Raw genomic sequence first — 16,429 nt, 5'->3', positions numbered from 1 at the left:
AATATTAAGGTTTAAAGGAGGGAGTACTCAGGCTTAGCACCTCAAAGTGTTCGTATTTCTGACATTCACTAACGAGGCACTGCCATCCCTCGTCTCTGATCAGATTCCGTACTTCTTCACTTTTGTTGCTAGGGACAGTCAATAAGATTCGATTTATCGCACCTCCTTCAGCATCGAAGTTGTCGGAAAGGAACCCTTCATCAACGTACGCATCAGTGGGATTGATAACAGCTTCGTCATCAAAAGGTTCGCTGTTCAGTGGCGTAATCTTGTCTACCTTGCCTAATATCGACATAAACTTGCCCAGATCGGTTTGTTCATCTGCGGAGACCTGAGTTACTTCGATGATTTGCTGCACTTCTTTCAGCTTCATCTCAATATTTGCCGATGGCTGGCGGGTATAGTGAAGCAACTCGCGAATGCTGGACTTTACTGACTTATATTTACGATCCTTTAACGCACCTTTGAGGTATTTAGCCACACATTGATTACGCTTTTCCGGAGTCACAAATCGTCTCGAATAAGCTATTTCAAAATAGAGCTTGAGCATGGAATGGCAGATCAGCATAGAGAGGATGTTATCCGTTGTCGATACAGCGCTCATTTTGATCTCACATTTAGCAATAGTACTGTCGAATGACTTTTTTAAGGCTGATCGCCGAATCAACGGTTAGGTCATGGAGCTTAAATCGAGATTCGCTCAGCTCTAGCTCATTGACCAGAGCACTATCAAAAGAGACTGGTGCACCGTTGTAGATAGCGTTAATAACTAACCCTTCGACAACTTGCTCCGCAGCCAAAAACAAGTGCATAGACTCAAGGCTGACACCGATCCTTTCTGGCTCATCAAAGTGAACCATCACTTCTGAATTTGATGCGCTGACATCTGTACCCGGAAATATCTCGTTAAATAACGATACCAATGTCTCTTTTGAACTAATCACGATTTCCCTCTGCTTTTACTCTGACCTTTATACCCGAAACTTCTCCAGCTCCTGCTCTACTTTTAAAGCAAGCTCTTTAAGATTCTCGCTGCTCTGTGCAATTGTTTCCGCATTGCCAACAACCTGCTGACTCCGATTGAAGATGGCATCCACGTTTTTGTTGATCTCTTCGGCAACAATCGTCTGTTGCTCTGTCGCAGTTGCGACTTGTGTATTCATGTCGCTGATTTGAAGTGTGTTCTGCTGAATCTGCTCCAAAGATGCACCAGACTTTTCTGACAGTTCAATGGTTTCAGACATTCTCTCGTGGCTTCTCTGCATGGATTCGTGTGCAGTCACAGAGGAGCTTTGCAAATCACTTATGATGCTTTCAATCTCAGTTGTCGACTCCTGGGTTCGCTGTGCAAGGCTTCTTACCTCATCAGCTACCACGGCAAATCCGCGCCCTTGTTCACCTGCTCGCGCTGCTTCAATGGCCGCATTTAGGGCCAGCAGGTTGGTTTGATCAGCAATACCTTTGATTACTTCGAGAATGCTGCCAATGTCTTCACTTCGGCTACGCAGTTCACCTATCCGCTCGTGATTGGTGCGAATCTCTTCACTGAGCTGATGAACACTGCTAATAGCCTGATTAACCACAGCTTTACCTTCTTCTGCCTGATCGGCTGTATCTTTGGTGCTGTTTGATGTAGCCGTCGCAGTTTGCGCTATCTCCTGAACTGTTGTGGACATTTCATTAATAGCGGTCGAAGCTAACTCTGTTTCCTTGAGCTGGCTCTGCACCGTCTGTTTCGTTTCACTGGCTGTTTGAGCCATCTGCCCGGAACTCTCGATGACTTGCTCAGATATCCCTCTGACTGCAGTGATAATGGACTGAACTTCTGCCATAAAGGCATTAAACGACATCGCAACTCTGGAGAACTCATCTTTAGTATTTACATCAAGGCGAGCTCGCAAATCAGCATCACCGTTTGCCACATCATCCATGGCGTCAGTAATCCAGTTTATTCGGTTAAATATTCCTTTCGCTACAATAAACAATGCACCGGAAAGAACGACAACAATAACCAAAACAATCAACCCGAGATCCATGGCAAAGCTTTTGAATAACAGGTTTACGTTGTCAAAATATAGACCAGTACCTACATACATCTGCCATGGTTCATAACCCATCACATAGGCCACTTTCGGTTCAGGTTCGCTTTTGCCTGCTTTCGGCCAGTTGTGGTCGTAAAAACCACCACCACTTCTTGCCAGAGCGATAAAATCCCGAGTCATTGGCTTGCCCGTACCCGGATCTTTCAGGTCAATAATGTTCTCACCAACCAGCTCTGGCGCCCCACCCATGGCGATAAAATTACCGCTGTAGTCCACGGCAAAGAAGAACTCCTGACCATTGTCATAACGCATATTATGGACAATCTTGGCGTACTCTTTTTTCGCTTCATCTAGCGTGATTTCGCCTGCAACCACTCTTTTGTTCAAGTCTTCTGCAACGCCAACAGTCACCTCCGTTAGAGAGCGAATCTTGTCGTACATCAAGCTCATCATAAAGTTGTTACTCTGATAAAGAGCAACAGCGCTAAGTGTACAAATAGAAACTATGGTGGAAATAACCACCAACCAAATTCGTTTTTTTACCGACATACCACAATCCCTACTAAATAAGAGTATTAGACCTGTTCCGATCCTGTTCTTGAGGTGCCAACTATTTAAACGTTAATCTAAAGCTATTGGATAAAGCGGAGATACCTAACCCCGTCATTGTTTTTATATTGCTATGAGTCATGTTCAGGTCTGACTCACTAAGGTGGCTCATTACACCAATCACCTTTGAACCGGCACTAATTCCCGCCTTCGCTCCCGCTGGAGAATCTTCAAACACCAGACACTCTTTCGCATCAATACCAATGCGTCCTGCGCCTAATAAGAATGGTTCCGGGTCTGGTTTTCCCTTAGTAATAAGATCTGACGTGATTAGCGCATGCGGCTCTGGCAAGCGAGCAGCTTCAATGCGCGCACGTGCTACCGGCACAGGCCCGGAAGTCACAATGGCCCACGGAACCTTATATCGAACGACTCTATCCAGAAACTCCAAAGCTCCCGGCAGTGCCTTAACATCCGACACGTCTTTACTCTCCTGATCTTTTAGCCACTGAATTTCACTAGCAATATACTCATCCGATTTACCCGCCAGAAACTCTCGAACCGTCACGAAAGCGGGTTTGCCGTGAAACACCTTCGAGACTTCTTCATAGTCGAGATCATTTCTGTCACACCAGTGACTCCAGCACCTATCTACAGCCGCGTTTGAATCAACCAGTGTTCCATCTAAATCAAAAAGAATGCCTTTGAAATTCATCATAATTGTTTGCCTTATACAACCTGGCGCAACATGCCTAAAAGATTGGGAATAAAATAAAAAAAGAAAAATAGAGATGGTATCTGGGTAGCAAAAACCAGTTCTATTTATCTTGGTTTTATTAACGTCGAGAAGGGTATAAAAGAGCGGCGCTGAATTAGCGCCGCTTTTGTCAGATTAACGCTCAGAGATAACCTGGTTTGAGATTTCGCGCAGCTTCTTAACACTGATGCGAACAGCTTCTTCTTCCAGACCAGTCCAATCCTGATGCGGGAAGTCGATTTCTACCGCCATAAAGCCCTGGAAATCAGCCTTATCAAGGATACGAGCAAGCTCCAGGTTGTCTACAAGACCCATACCTACTGGAACACCAGCAAAGAAGTGCCAAGCCGTTGGTGGAACACTAGTATCAACCATTAGATCTTTCGTGTGCGTCGCCATTACGTGTGGAGCCAGTTTACGCATGCCTTCGATTGGATCGTCCAGCAGACGCAGGAAGTTACCAGTATCGAAGTTCACACCGAAGTACTTAGAGTCTACACCTTCAATGATCTGCATGATTTCGTCAGCTGTGTAGTCGATGTGGTTTTCGATTGCCAGCTTAACACCAGCTTCTTCAGCAATCACAATCGCTTCACGGAACTGAGCAATAAGCGCTTCAATCTGCGGCTGGTGATCTTCGTGACGGAACATCAGAGAAGAACCACAAACACGCATTACGTCAGCACCAATTGCAACTGCGCAACGAATCTGCTCTTTCATATCAGCAAACGCTTCAGGGTTCTGACCACGCTCAAGACCATCAGGGTGACCCCATGCGTATACACGATCCAGACCATGCTCATCCAGCTTCGCTTTGATCTTAGCCAGAGTTTCATCATCACGACCCGGCAGGAAGCAAGACTCAAGAGAAACACCGTCACAACCTACGCTTGCAGCAAAGTCAATGAACTCAAATACAGTCAGTTGTTTTTCTGGTGTTTCTTGTCCTGGGTATACTTCGCCAAAGAAACGGTGGAAACAGTAGCTATCAATTCCGATTTTCATTTTATTTCACCTATTGAATTTGTTTTTATTTATTACTCAGGGATCTTAATCCACTTACCTTCTACGCTAGACTGATAGAAGCCTTCCAGTACCTTCATCAGGTGCAGGCCATCTTCAAATGTCGCGTACTCCACTTCACCATCGAAATCTTTCTCTAGAGAGCCGTAGAACTTAGTGAAGTTGTGTTTGAATGCATCAGGGAAACCTTCAACGTGACCATTCGGGTAAGTCGATACCGCCATACTCTCTGGAGACACGTTTGCAGACTTAGTTGCAATCTCATTGTGCTTATCGCGATGACCAACCCAAAGCTCAGTAATAGAGTCCGTATCCCAGTGAACTGAAAGCTCAGTACCAGATACAATCAGATCAGTCTTATTCTTACGGCCAGGCATTACCTGAGAGATAACCGCAGTACCGATTGCACCGTTATCAAAACGCATCATCAGGTTACCGTGGTCTTCAGTGTTGATTGGACGTCTTGTGTAAGTCATATCGTCAGAAGCTTCTGCGAAAGTCTCAACTTCACCTTCAGGCTGCAGACGCTCTTCCCAAACCGTCGCGTACTGAGCCATAACCTCAACAATACGAGAACCAGTTACGTTTTCTGCAAGGTCAGCCCAGTGCAGGCCGATATCAGCCACACAACGAGAGTTACCTGTATTTTCACGCTCAACGTGCCAAGAGTAATCAGTCTGCTTAGACATCCAATCCTGAACGTAACCACCGTGAACGTTAAAGATGCGACCCAGTTTTCCGTCTTTAACCATCTGACGCATTTCAGTAGGCATTGGGTAGAAACGGTTGTGGAAGTTGATACCACCAGTCATGCCCGTTTCGTTCTTAACCTTAACCATCTCTTCCGCTTCTTCAGGGTTAAGACATAGTGGCTTCTCACACATTACGTTAATGCCAGCGTGCATTGCGTCTACAGTGATTTGGTAGTGAGTGTTGTTTGGAGTACAAACGTGTACTACATCTAGCTCTTCCTTCTCGAACATCTCTTTGTAGTCGTAGTAGTACTTCTCAACGTGCATCAACTCTGCTTTTTCTTTCGCATTGAAGCTGTCACAGATAGCAACAACTTCTACGTTACCCATACGGCGCAGCGCTTCTACGTGGCCAAGGCCGATAAAACCAGTACCGATTACGGCAGCTCTAAACTTTTGCATTTGTTCCATCCTTCTATTGATTTGTTGTTTCCGGCAGCGGCTTTAAGACCCCCGTAAAGCCGCCACCAGAGACTTTTTATTTGTTGTTAGTCGATAACTTTTGCGTTCCAGTTAAAAACGCGAGCCATTTGCTGAAGTTTCGCCTTCTGATTACCTACGATAATCATCTGGTGGTGGCTCGATAGCTCGTCCATCACCTTCTCGCCATCTTTGTAGCGGATTAGAGATGCGTTACGTGCATCGGTACCAGGGAATTGCAGGTACTCATCGATATTTGCTGGAATGATTGCGATCTCGTTGAAATCCTGATGAATTTTCGCCAGTGTGATTTCACCAACCGGCAGTTCACAGTCGATCATGTATGCGTTGTCATCAACGATTTCCAGTACCTTAGGAACCATCTTCCACTTCGAACAGAAGCTGCGGTTTGCAAGGCCACCGTATCCACAGTGAACACCTAGTGCACAGTTATCCGGCTCTGGTACATCCGGGAATGCGTCCATCTTCTCGTGAGCTATTGCAGCCATACCTACAAGGAATGGGTAGATGTTGGTCATCATGATTGGCTCATACAGAGAGCGGTACATGATGTAAGTACTTAGCATGGTTAGGGTGTCACCCTCACAACACCAGATGATGTCTTCCTTCTCGAACAGCATGTTCCATACAAGACAAGGAGTAGTTGCACAGCTTGCAGATTCGTTCAGGCAGTTCGCACCGATACCTTCTACATCACCCACTTCATCGATAACTTCTTTGATAGCGATGTAAAGTTTTGCTGGTAGTAGTTGCTGATGCTGGTTAAGACCTTCGTTTTCAACGTCCCATGATTCCCAAAGCGCAAGTGCTTCTTCGTCAGAGATTTCAGCAGCGCGCTCGTTTACGGCTTTCCAGCTGCGGTAGATGATTTGAACGCCTGTCGCTTCTTCCATACGCTCAGTACACTCTTGCTCCCACCAGTAGAAACGCTTAAAGATACCCGGCTGCATACCTTCGCCCGGATCGTCCTGGAACATAAGGAACTTAGCGCCCTGGTTAAGGTGAGATTTAACACCAATAGAGCGAAGAACCACTTTACCCAGTTCAACGTTGTATGGAGAGAACACGTTCATGCCGCGAGCACGCAGGTAAGAAACGATTTCCCAATCCCACATTTCTACTGTGCCGAACTTAGAAGTTAGAACAACCATTGGCAGGTCGTACTTGCTTAATTCTTCCTGATGGCGGAAAGCAGCAAAGATTAGCTGAGGGAATACGATAGCATCAGCGTCTTTTGGTAGTTCCTCGCCAACAATGATTGGGTCAAGAAACTCGGCTTCTTTACCGTACATCTCTTTCAGACGTAGCATCTGCTCGTCGAATTCCAGTTTCTCTCGATCATTAGTCTCGCTGAAAGTCACTGGGACTAATTTTGCTCTAATATCTAATTTCATTGCTCCCGCCTTTTCTTTTCGAAAACAGCCTCAGGTAATACTGAATGCCTAAATAACTGTTCAATCACTTTATAGGTTCAATATACTCTTTATTTTTGTTTTGAAAATGCAGTTTTCGTATATTTGTGTGTTACGTCAAATTATCTTTGTTTTATTTTCGAAAAATCACGTCAGTTTCATTAAAAAAGCGTAATGACACGGCCAAAATATCAGCAAAACCCATTACCAGACTAGATAAAGCATAGGTAAAGGGTGTGCGTTCGACATTGTCGAACATTAATGTGACTAAAAAGCAAACAAAAACCCGAGAAAAGGATATGAAAAGACAAATTTTCAATATAAAAGACAAATTTCATTATTACTTTTATCAAAAAAGCAATAAACCGATGCGAATTCCGTTTTAATACAAGAGAAGGAAATACGAATTGTTTTTGTTTTGAAAATTAAAACAAAAAAAGATGGAAACGGATACGTGGAAATCCGCTCCCATCGAAGGTGAGATTCATTATGTAATGATTATTATAATAGTAGGAACTAGTTAAATGTTATTAAGCTCTACGAAGTAATCGTTCATGTCCACACAGAGCTTGCTGTAGAGGCTACGATACTTCTTATATTTGTCTTGATTTTCGGTGATCGGCTCGTAAGAGCGCTTAACTTCAATATGCGCTTTTGCAGTTGCAGCCACATCGTCGATAACGCCGATAGCGTTACCCGCCAATAGAGCGGTGCCCCATAGTGCTTCGTCGTGTCGGGACATAATATCCACTCGAAGATCACAAACATCAGCGATTATCTGAGGCCAAACCGAAGAGTTCGCACCACCGCCAATCATCTTGATGGATTCCATCTTGATATGAGGGTAAAGCTCTCTTATTGAATCTACCGTTAATGAGATTTCGTAAGCATAGGATTCAAGCAGTGAACGATAGAAATGCGCAGGCTTATGCATCAAAGTGTGACCAAGGAACATGCCTTTGATGTCTTCGTTAAACGGCATGTTGCTACCACTTAACAAGCCAATGCACATAAGCGCATCTGAGCCTACTGCGATCTCTTTAGCTTCCAAGTCGATTTCCGTAAACTCGCGACCTTCGCAGAAGTTGTCTTTAAACCACTTAATGATGATGCCAGAACCTGGAATATACTTGTGCAGGATATAGTTGTTATCCGTAGCATTTAATAGTGCATCGTAGTTCATCGATTTCAGGTTCGGAATGTACTTGTCTACCATGCAGCTCACTGCACCGTAAGAGGAAGCTTCGAACACTAGGTCATTGATCTCTGAAACATTTGAGCCAACAATACCAGCCACTTTGTCACCAGAACCAGAAACAAGAGTTACGTCTGGGCTGAGTCCAAGCATCTCCGCATATTGCGGCGCCAGTGTCGCCACTTTTTCGTTTGATTTGGTAATACGAGGCAGCTTATCAATCGAAATACCCACCAGGTCACAAAGTCTCTTGCTCCATGAACAATTTGCGATATCAGCAAGGCCCGTCCAGGTAATGAAAGAGCTATCGATAGTGGTATCTTCGATTCGGCTTTTCGCCATTTTTGCGATGATATAACTGCTTATCATCATGTACTTTTTCACTTTGGCAGCATCTTCAGGGAATTCTTTTTCGAACCATTCGATTTTTGGTGCCATTAAAGGAGAGTTAGTACCTGAAATTTCAACCAGTAAACGGCTGTGCTTCTGAAGCATGTTCTTCGCATATGGGTAGTAGCGCGTATCCAGAGAGCAAGACCACGATGTGATATCGTTTAGCTGCTCATCTACCCCCATTACACCTGCCATCTGACCGGTGAATGCAATAGATTTAACGCTTGCTGGATTATCGATTTTATCTAATGCATCTTTGAAACAGGTAAGAACAGAGTCGAAAATGTACTCACCGCTTTGCAGGAAAACACCTGCACTTGGGTTGTCGATTTTCATCTCTTTTGTTGATAACGCGAGACAATTTCCTGAAGTGTCATAGATACCAACTTTTATGTAACTTGTCCCTAAGTCAATCGCCGCAAGTAATGTCGGTTCCATTGACTGCCTCCTTAAAAAAAGTACAAGATGTTCTGAAATTCTTTTGTAGGACTGATTCTATTGTCAGCCCCTTAGTAGTAGTTTTTTCGTCATCCCGGAAATTGCCTAAGCAATTGTCCGGGATCTGGTTATGTTGTCACTCAGATCCCCGCCTTCGCAGGGATGACGTTAGCCGTATACTTAGTCAAAAGCGATAACGTGCTTAAGGCCTTTCGCTGCAGCAGCGTTGTCCAGAGCCTTATCAAACTCATCGATTGAGTATGTTTCTGAAACAATAAGGTTAAGCGGGATACGCTTGTCATTCACCAGCTTGCTGCACAGACGGTAGTCGTAAACGCTCTGCTTAGTACAACCGTGGATGCTTAGCTGCTTGTAGTGAATGGTGTTTGAGTTCAGTGGAACCATCTCTTTATCTTTTGGCAGACCACCGAAGAACAGAATTTTACCATTCATGTTCATGTACTCTGTCGACTCAGACTGAGCGATCGCTGCTGGTGCTGCGATGATGCTTACATCAACACCTTTACCAGTGATCTCTTTGATGCCTTCTTTAAGGTCACCCTTCACTGTGTATACATCCGGGAACAGCTCTTTTGCTTTCGCCAGACGCTCTTCACTCAGGTCAGCAACAATCACTTTGGCCGCACCGAATAGCTTACATACCATTACGTGCATCAGACCAATTGGGCCCATACCCACAACCAGTACATCGTCACCCGGTAGAATGTTAATCTGCTTCTGGCCGTTATATACACAACTTAGAGGTTCAACAAGCGAAGCTTCTGCATATGAGATCTCGTCGTCTAACGGTGCAATGTTACCTTGCTCGATTGCAAATGAAGGAATGCGAACATACTCAGCGAAACCGCCATCCATTGTCACACCCCATGCATCGTAGTCGTCACACAGGTGAGTCTGGCCACTTACACACAGGTCACAAGTACCACAACCGATGTTTGGTGCGATTGCTACTTTCTGACCTTCAAAGTAGTTGCCTTTCACAGCAGAACCTACTTTTGCAATTTCACCAGCAAACTCGTGGCCAATGATCAGAGGATTCTCTGAAGAAACATCTTTGTAGCCATTCATATACATACGTACATCTGTACCACACAGAGAAGCTGATCTTACTTTCAGCAGCATCTCGTTTTCTGCAATTTCAGGGATAGCCACTTCTTCAACCTGAACGTCTAATTTGCCTTTAAGACGCGCTGCTTTCATCATAGTCATCTTATTCTTCTCCAATCTTACTCTTCGCCAATATAGACAGGACGTTTTTCAAGCAGAGACTTCAAACCTTCCTGAACAAGAATTAGCGCCATCTTACCGTCATGGCCTGTTACCAGTGTTTCTGTGTCATTGCGGATAGCTTCAACAAATGCTTTCGCTTCTGCGATGTAAGCGTCTTTGTATAGCTTAGTCCACGATGGCATTGAATCGGTGTGAAGTAGCTTGTCCTTCGTTACCAGCTCAACATTGTTGTTCTTCTGGCTACCCACTTTTGCAATACCGTGAGTACCAAGAATTTCCGCGCGTGCGTCGTAGCCGTACTGTACGTACTGAGCACCATCAACCATACCCAGAACACCGTTTTCGAACTCAAGCAATACTGCACAAGTGTCGTAGTAATCAGGGTAGTCTGCAGCAACTTCAGGGGAACGGAAGTTACGACCAATTGCGTGAATCATTTTCACTTCTGAACCTGCGTACCAGCGCAGAGTATCAAGGTCGTGGCTGTTTACTTCACCGATTGGGCCAGCACTGTCTGAGATATCAAACATCCACGCTTTTGGTTCACTTGGACCGTGAGTCAGAGACTTAATCATTGTCACTTCACCCACTTGCTTGTTATCGATGATCTCTTTACCTTTCTGGAAGCTCTCATCGAAACGGCGCATAAAGCCTAGCTGAAGCTTAACGTTGTTTGCTTTACAAGCTTCAATCATCACGTCACATTCGTCTGCACTTACCGCCATCGGCTTTTCACAGAATACGTGCTTGCCAGCATTTGCTGCTGCTACAACGATATCTTTATGGAACTGAGTTGGAGTAACCACAACGATTGCATCAACTTCGTCATTTTTTAGAACATCGTTGTAATCTGTGTACTGATATTTAACGTTCAGTTCTGCCTGAGCCGCTTTCAGGTTTTCTTCAAACGGGTCACAGATTGCAATTAGCTGTGCGTTAGGAACGTTACCGTTATAACTTCTAGCGTGGATCATACCCGCGCGGCCACAGCCAATCAGACATACATTTAATTTATCTTTCATCTTCTTATTACCTTTGCAAATAAGAAGACTAAATACCCTCTTCCAGGGAGGCTGTTTCGGGTATTAGTCTTATAACTTTATAAGCCAGTGCTCAGTTGGCTCTGAATTACTCGCCTAGTTCTGCTTTTAGTTCTTCAACAATCTTGATACCTGAAGAACTACCGATGCGAGTTGCGCCTGCTTCAATCATTGCGCGAGCAGCAGCTAGGGTACGTACGCCACCAGATGCTTTAACCTGAACACCTGAGTACTGTTTCATGATTGCAATATGCTCTGGTTTAGCACCATCTGTACCCATACCTGTAGAAGTCTTAACAAAGTCAGGCTTAACTTCTGCAGCAATCTTAGATACTTCGATGATCTCTTCTTCAGTCAGGTAGCAAGTTTCGTAGATAACTTTACATACGATGCCGCCTTTGCGAGCAACCGCTACAAGAGATTCCATTTCACGCTTGATGTAGTCCCAATCGTGCTCGCGAACTTTACCTACGTTCAGTAGGTAATCGAACTCTTCAGCACCTTTTTCAACGGCGTCTTGCGCTTCGAAAGTTTTCGCTTCGATTGTTGTCTGACCCAGAGGGAAACCAATAGCAGCGCCAGTAAGAACGCCAGAACCTTCTAGCATTTCACGGCACATTTCTACTGGGTATGAGTTAATTGCAACTGAAGCAAAACCATACTCACGAGCTTCGTCACATAGTTTTTGGAAATCATCTTTAACCGCATAAGCGTTAAGGTTTGTGTGGTCAAATAGTGCAGCAAGTTCTTTAACTGTTAGGCTCATTGTTCTCTCCGAGATTTTCATTTAATCAAGATTCGCTTTCATCTTCTTTTACAAGCGACCCTTTATCTTCATTTCGAAAACACTATAACCTCAAATTTTCGTTTTGAAAAGTTATATTTTTATTTGCTTGTGATATTCATCAAGATTTTTCAAGTATTTTGTTTCTGTTTTCAGAATATCTGCTTGCGTTTAGTAAATGAAAAGCACGAAAACTCAAAGATATGATCAGTTAGAAGTGTGATAAGCCTTTGAATATCAATACCTAAAATGGGGTATGTCGTTAAATTTCGAATTGAATGTTTCATTTTTAATTGGTTGTAATTAGAAAGTTGCGACCATATAATGAAAACAAATAAAAAAGAGAGAACGTGATTTATAAGAGGCCTGAACAGAATGTCCAAGAAAGTGATGTACGGGGAACAGCGTAAACAGCAGATCCTCGGATTAATAAAAGAGAAAAAAAGCGTCAGTGTAAATGAGTTGGCTCAGTACTTTGATGTGACAACAGCAACTATTCGTACCGACTTAACTGAGCTGGAAAAAGCCGGTGAGGTCATCCGTACTCATGGCGGTGCCATCCTTAAATCAGACATTGCCCACGAGAAATTCCTGAATGAAAGGGAAAATGAAGATAAGAAGATCAAGGTAGCATTTAAAGCTATCGAACTGATTGAAGAAGAGGACTCTATTCTTATCGATACGGGAACCAGTACAGCGGCACTCGCACGCATTCTGGCTAACTCTGACATTAAGCGACTTCGTATATTCACCAACGACTTTGAAATCGCAAAACTTCTCGAAAACAAAAGCGAGTTTGATGTTCACGTCCTGGGTGGCCGTATCCGTAAAGGCTTCCACTACAGCTATGGTGGTACCGCGATTTCTGAGCTTAGAAAGTACAAGTTCGACAAGCTATTTTTGGCCACTTCCTGCCTGAGTTTCGATAATGGTTTAACTACATACCACACAGAAACAGCTGATCTGAAAGTAGAAATGATCAACTGCGCAAGCCAGAAGATCTTGCTGGCCGACTCCACCAAGATGAACAAGGTGTCATTTGCGAAATTTGCTGATCTTAAAGAGATTGACGCAGTAGTTGTCGACAATGAAGTATCGAAGTTTGATTACGAAAATCTTACTGAAGCAGTAGATACGGTCATTATGGCTTAGCAAAGTTACCGCTTATCAACAAATACAAAAACGCCCCTAGTTCCTCAAACTAGGGGCGTTTTTTCTTTCTTCAGAACTAATCTCTAAACACGAAACATCTTCACAGCTTCACGCAGGCTCTCAGCCATACTGTTTAGCTGCTCTGCGGTATGAACATTATCCTGAACATCCTGTGCTGTGCTCGCTGCCAAATCGTTTACGGTAACTACATTTTCGTTGATATCTGCGGTAACACTGGACTGTTCTTCTGCAGCAGTCGCGATCTGGTTGTTCATCTCCTGAATCAAGCGGATTCTTTGTTCTATCAGATCAAGAGACTCACTAGCTTCAGAAGATTTGCTCAGAGTGTTTTCCGCACTGGAAGCATTTTCAGTCATTAGACTTACTGAACGTGACGCCTGCTCCTGAAGCGCTTCAATCATCGCCTGAATCTCATTGGTGCTTTCCTGCGTCTTAGTCGCAAGAGTTCGAACTTCATCGGCAACAACAGCAAACCCTCTACCGTGATCGCCAGCTCGCGCTGCCTCAATCGCAGCATTTAGTGCTAACAAGTTTGTCTGATCAGCAATACCACGTATAACATCTAATATTCCGCCTACATTTTCGGTTTCGGTCTGAACATTAGATATCACTTCCTGAACATGGCCGATATCTTCTACCAGTTTGGTAATCTGTTGGTTCATTTCGCTTACGACAGTCAAACCTTGCTGTGAACTGTTGCTTGCTTCATCGGATGAGTTTGATGCATCTACAGCGTTTTTCGCCACTTCTGCTACTGTTACCGTCATCTCATTCATCGCAGTTGCGACCTGTTCGAGCTGCATCATTTGTGATTTAGATGCATTGCCTACTTTAGACGAAGAATCACCAAGCTGTGTTGACGCCTTTAAGAGATCACTGGAGGATTCGTTGATGTCTGAAATAATACCTTTGAGACTGTTTGCCATTTTTAGAGTAGAGCGATATACACCCTCAGTGTTAGCATCTTCCTGAGGGACATCAGTCAGATCACCGTTGGCGATGCGGTCAACTAACTTTCTAATGTCATTCGGTTCCCCACCAATCGGTTTGTACATCAAGACTGTAATTAGGTAGTAAACCGCTGCAACTCCAAGAACAATAAAAATAATTCCTGAAATCAGATTTGTTTTGACAGCAGAATCGGAGGTTGCATTAATATCAACCCATTTTGCCCAAGCCCAAACCGTCCAGTTTAGTGACTTAATTTTGGAAGACACACCGTAAAAATCACCTAGTTCAGGAACTGAGTATGAGTGCTCACTGGTATCCTGATTAGCATACTGTTTGTACGTGGGTCTCAACTCATACAAGTTCTTACCGACGTAATCCGGATAGGCCGCAGCCATAAGAAAACCATCTTCTCGGGCAACAAAGAGGTTTCTTTGAGGCGACAGCTCATTAACAAAATCAGTGATGTCGCTCATCTTCAAGCTCATACCAAGGACAGCTACAATTTTCCCTGCTTCTTTAACTGGAGTGACAATAGCCATGGTCAAATCACCTGTCGTGGCCAAAAACGGATTAGTGACCGTACGAGGAGCACCAGACATACCTTTGATGAACCATTCTCTCTGCTTTTGCTTCGCGTTGAAGTTGGGAATGACTCCACGGTTAGCAGCATCGTAAGTTGTACCGTCAGGCATGCCAATAAAGAAATTCAGCACCTTCATTCGGTTCTTGTTATCGACTAATAAATCGAGCGCTTTGTCGTCAACAACAACACTCCCTTGGTTGATATCCAGTGCTGCACCCAGACTTTCAAGAGCAATAAAATAGCTCTCTACTTTCCCTTCCACCGCCTTAGCGATAAGGAAAGATTTATTGGACAAGCTATTTCGATAATCTCTGGTTGAAGAGGAACTGATTTGGCTATAAGCAAGTATAGATAGCACTGCAACAATAACGGCTATCAGTATTCCTGTAGATAATAGAAGTTTGTTTCTAGCGCTCATAACATCCTGATTGTATTTTTAAAGTGGTCGTTTATTGAGTATAGAAACAATTTCCACTAATTTTGGATTTCTCAGGCATATTGAACAGTAAATGAGAGATTAAGCTCTCGGCGTCACCATGGTAGTCATGGCTCAGCCGAAAGACCCGTTTAGACAAGGCTAATTTTTTAATACCGGTGAGTTGAAATCATCTGGTTTAAGGGTGAGCACAGAGCAATCTATCTTGTTAAGCAAACTCTCAGCAGTGTTACCCATAAGAAATCCCGCGATTCCTGTTCTGGACATAGAACCAAGCACCACCATATCTACCGACTCTCTGGCCACAAACTGAGGGATAGATTCACGAGCATTGCCTTCTAATAACGTGTAGTTAACTCGGTTGTTCTGTGCGCCAAGCACCTCAACTATGTTTTGCAAACGCGCAATACGATCATCCCTCATATTTTCCATCAGCAAGGCTATGTCTAAGTCCTCATATCTTTCCCATTTTCGAAGAAAACCTTCATGTTCTAACTGCCATGCGTGGCATAGAACCAGCTCAGCTTCATAAACACTACTAAGATCTAAAGCAGACTTAACGAGCTTGAAATTGAACTCCTGAAGCTCTTCTCTTCCCACATCTACCGCTACAACCACTTTTTTAGCTGGTCCCAAGCTTGAGTTAACAGCCCAGATAGGAACTTCTGATTTGCGCATTAAGTGAAGTGTGTTACTACCCTTATCTGAACCATCTCTTGTTTTGATGACGATCAGCGAGGCACTAACCTCTTTCGCAGCTTTAATTATTTCAACAAACGCAATGCCCGTTCGAACAGAAATATGGAATTTTATATTTGGATATTGCCCATTTAATCCGGACACGATCGTTTCCAAATGTTCCAGATTCTTTTTTCTCGACTCTTCAAGAATATTTAGGGCACTGACTGAATACTTGGCTATTTCGTTGATTTCATCCAGATTTTCTATAACAGTTAAAAGAGTAACATTCCCTGAGCAAATATCTGCGTACTTTAATAACTGCTCATACTCATGGTTAATATCTTGCTCGTAAGCAAGTGGTAATAAAAAATTATTAAAAATCATATCAACACCTCGTCAAAACAATCAATTACATTCTAGAATAAAAGTAACCCATAACAGCGTGGTAAACCAGCTCACTTCATGAAATAAAACAGTAACTGATATTTAATGGAATGTAATTCTATTTATAATTTAGAAATACATATA

Annotated in this window: 14 protein-coding genes; 1 reads left to right on the top strand and 13 read right to left on the bottom strand. The window is 43.6% G+C overall.

What is annotated here, in order from left to right:
- Positions 1-4: 4 nt before the first annotated feature.
- The 11 genes from SNR28_RS00610 to deoC all read right to left on the bottom strand — a co-directional run bounded on the left by SNR28_RS00610 (position 5) and on the right by deoC (position 12,059).
- Complete coding sequence (locus SNR28_RS00610; RefSeq protein WP_375749082.1) at positions 5-604, bottom strand: DUF2913 family protein; 600 nt, start codon at positions 602-604, stop codon at positions 5-7.
- A gap of 13 nt (positions 605-617) precedes the next feature.
- Positions 618-944 carry a hypothetical protein gene (locus SNR28_RS00605; protein ID WP_375749081.1) on the bottom strand — a complete coding sequence of 109 codons (327 nt, stop codon included), beginning with the start codon at positions 942-944 and terminating at the stop codon, positions 618-620.
- A 27-nt stretch (positions 945-971) separates the two neighbouring features.
- Positions 972-2,591 carry a methyl-accepting chemotaxis protein gene (locus SNR28_RS00600; RefSeq protein WP_375749080.1) on the bottom strand — a complete coding sequence of 540 codons (1,620 nt, stop codon included), beginning with the start codon at positions 2,589-2,591 and terminating at the stop codon, positions 972-974.
- A 61-nt stretch (positions 2,592-2,652) separates the two neighbouring features.
- Entirely contained in the window at positions 2,653-3,309 is a 657-nt protein-coding gene (locus SNR28_RS00595; RefSeq protein ID WP_375749079.1) for an HAD-IA family hydrolase, read from the bottom strand.
- A gap of 174 nt (positions 3,310-3,483) precedes the next feature.
- Complete coding sequence (locus tag SNR28_RS00590) at positions 3,484-4,353, bottom strand: sugar phosphate isomerase/epimerase family protein (RefSeq protein WP_375749078.1); 870 nt, start codon at positions 4,351-4,353, stop codon at positions 3,484-3,486.
- A gap of 32 nt (positions 4,354-4,385) precedes the next feature.
- Positions 4,386-5,525: a Gfo/Idh/MocA family protein gene (locus tag SNR28_RS00585; RefSeq protein WP_375749077.1), complete on the bottom strand. Its 1,140-nt coding sequence runs from the start codon at positions 5,523-5,525 to the stop codon at positions 4,386-4,388.
- Positions 5,526-5,611: 86 nt separating this feature from the next.
- A complete protein-coding gene (locus tag SNR28_RS00580) occupies positions 5,612-6,958 on the bottom strand; it encodes a hypothetical protein (protein WP_375749076.1) in 1,347 nt (448 codons plus the stop codon).
- Between the two features lie 538 nt (positions 6,959-7,496).
- Positions 7,497-9,002, bottom strand: a complete 1,506-nt coding sequence (locus tag SNR28_RS00575; RefSeq protein WP_375749075.1) for an FGGY-family carbohydrate kinase — start codon at positions 9,000-9,002, stop codon at positions 7,497-7,499.
- A gap of 180 nt (positions 9,003-9,182) precedes the next feature.
- Positions 9,183-10,232 carry an alcohol dehydrogenase catalytic domain-containing protein gene (locus tag SNR28_RS00570; RefSeq protein ID WP_375749074.1) on the bottom strand — a complete coding sequence of 350 codons (1,050 nt, stop codon included), beginning with the start codon at positions 10,230-10,232 and terminating at the stop codon, positions 9,183-9,185.
- 17 nt (positions 10,233-10,249) lie between these two features.
- The gene (locus SNR28_RS00565) at positions 10,250-11,275 is read right to left on the bottom strand and encodes a Gfo/Idh/MocA family oxidoreductase (protein ID WP_375749073.1); all 1,026 of its coding nucleotides are present in this window, start codon (positions 11,273-11,275) and stop codon (positions 10,250-10,252) included.
- Between the two features lie 106 nt (positions 11,276-11,381).
- Entirely contained in the window at positions 11,382-12,059 is a 678-nt protein-coding gene (gene deoC, locus SNR28_RS00560) for a deoxyribose-phosphate aldolase (protein ID WP_277824119.1), read from the bottom strand.
- Positions 12,060-12,452: 393 nt separating this feature from the next.
- On the opposite strand from deoC, the gene SNR28_RS00555 reads away from it, so the two are divergent.
- Complete coding sequence (locus SNR28_RS00555) at positions 12,453-13,229, top strand: DeoR/GlpR family DNA-binding transcription regulator (protein WP_375749072.1); 777 nt, start codon at positions 12,453-12,455, stop codon at positions 13,227-13,229.
- A gap of 83 nt (positions 13,230-13,312) precedes the next feature.
- Here the strand turns inward: SNR28_RS00555 and SNR28_RS00550 are convergent, their stop codons facing one another.
- Both SNR28_RS00550 and SNR28_RS00545 read right to left on the bottom strand, forming a co-directional pair.
- A complete protein-coding gene (locus tag SNR28_RS00550; RefSeq protein WP_375749071.1) occupies positions 13,313-15,202 on the bottom strand; it encodes a methyl-accepting chemotaxis protein in 1,890 nt (629 codons plus the stop codon).
- A gap of 159 nt (positions 15,203-15,361) precedes the next feature.
- A complete protein-coding gene (locus SNR28_RS00545; protein WP_375749070.1) occupies positions 15,362-16,285 on the bottom strand; it encodes a universal stress protein in 924 nt (307 codons plus the stop codon).
- Positions 16,286-16,429 lie beyond the last annotated feature (144 nt).

The sequence above is a fragment of the Vibrio iocasae genome (assembly GCF_042245395.1).
Classification (GTDB): Bacteria; Pseudomonadota; Gammaproteobacteria; order Enterobacterales; family Vibrionaceae; genus Vibrio; species Vibrio iocasae.
Note: the sequence above shows the minus strand (reverse complement) of the source record. Positions and strands in the feature narration are given on the sequence as shown.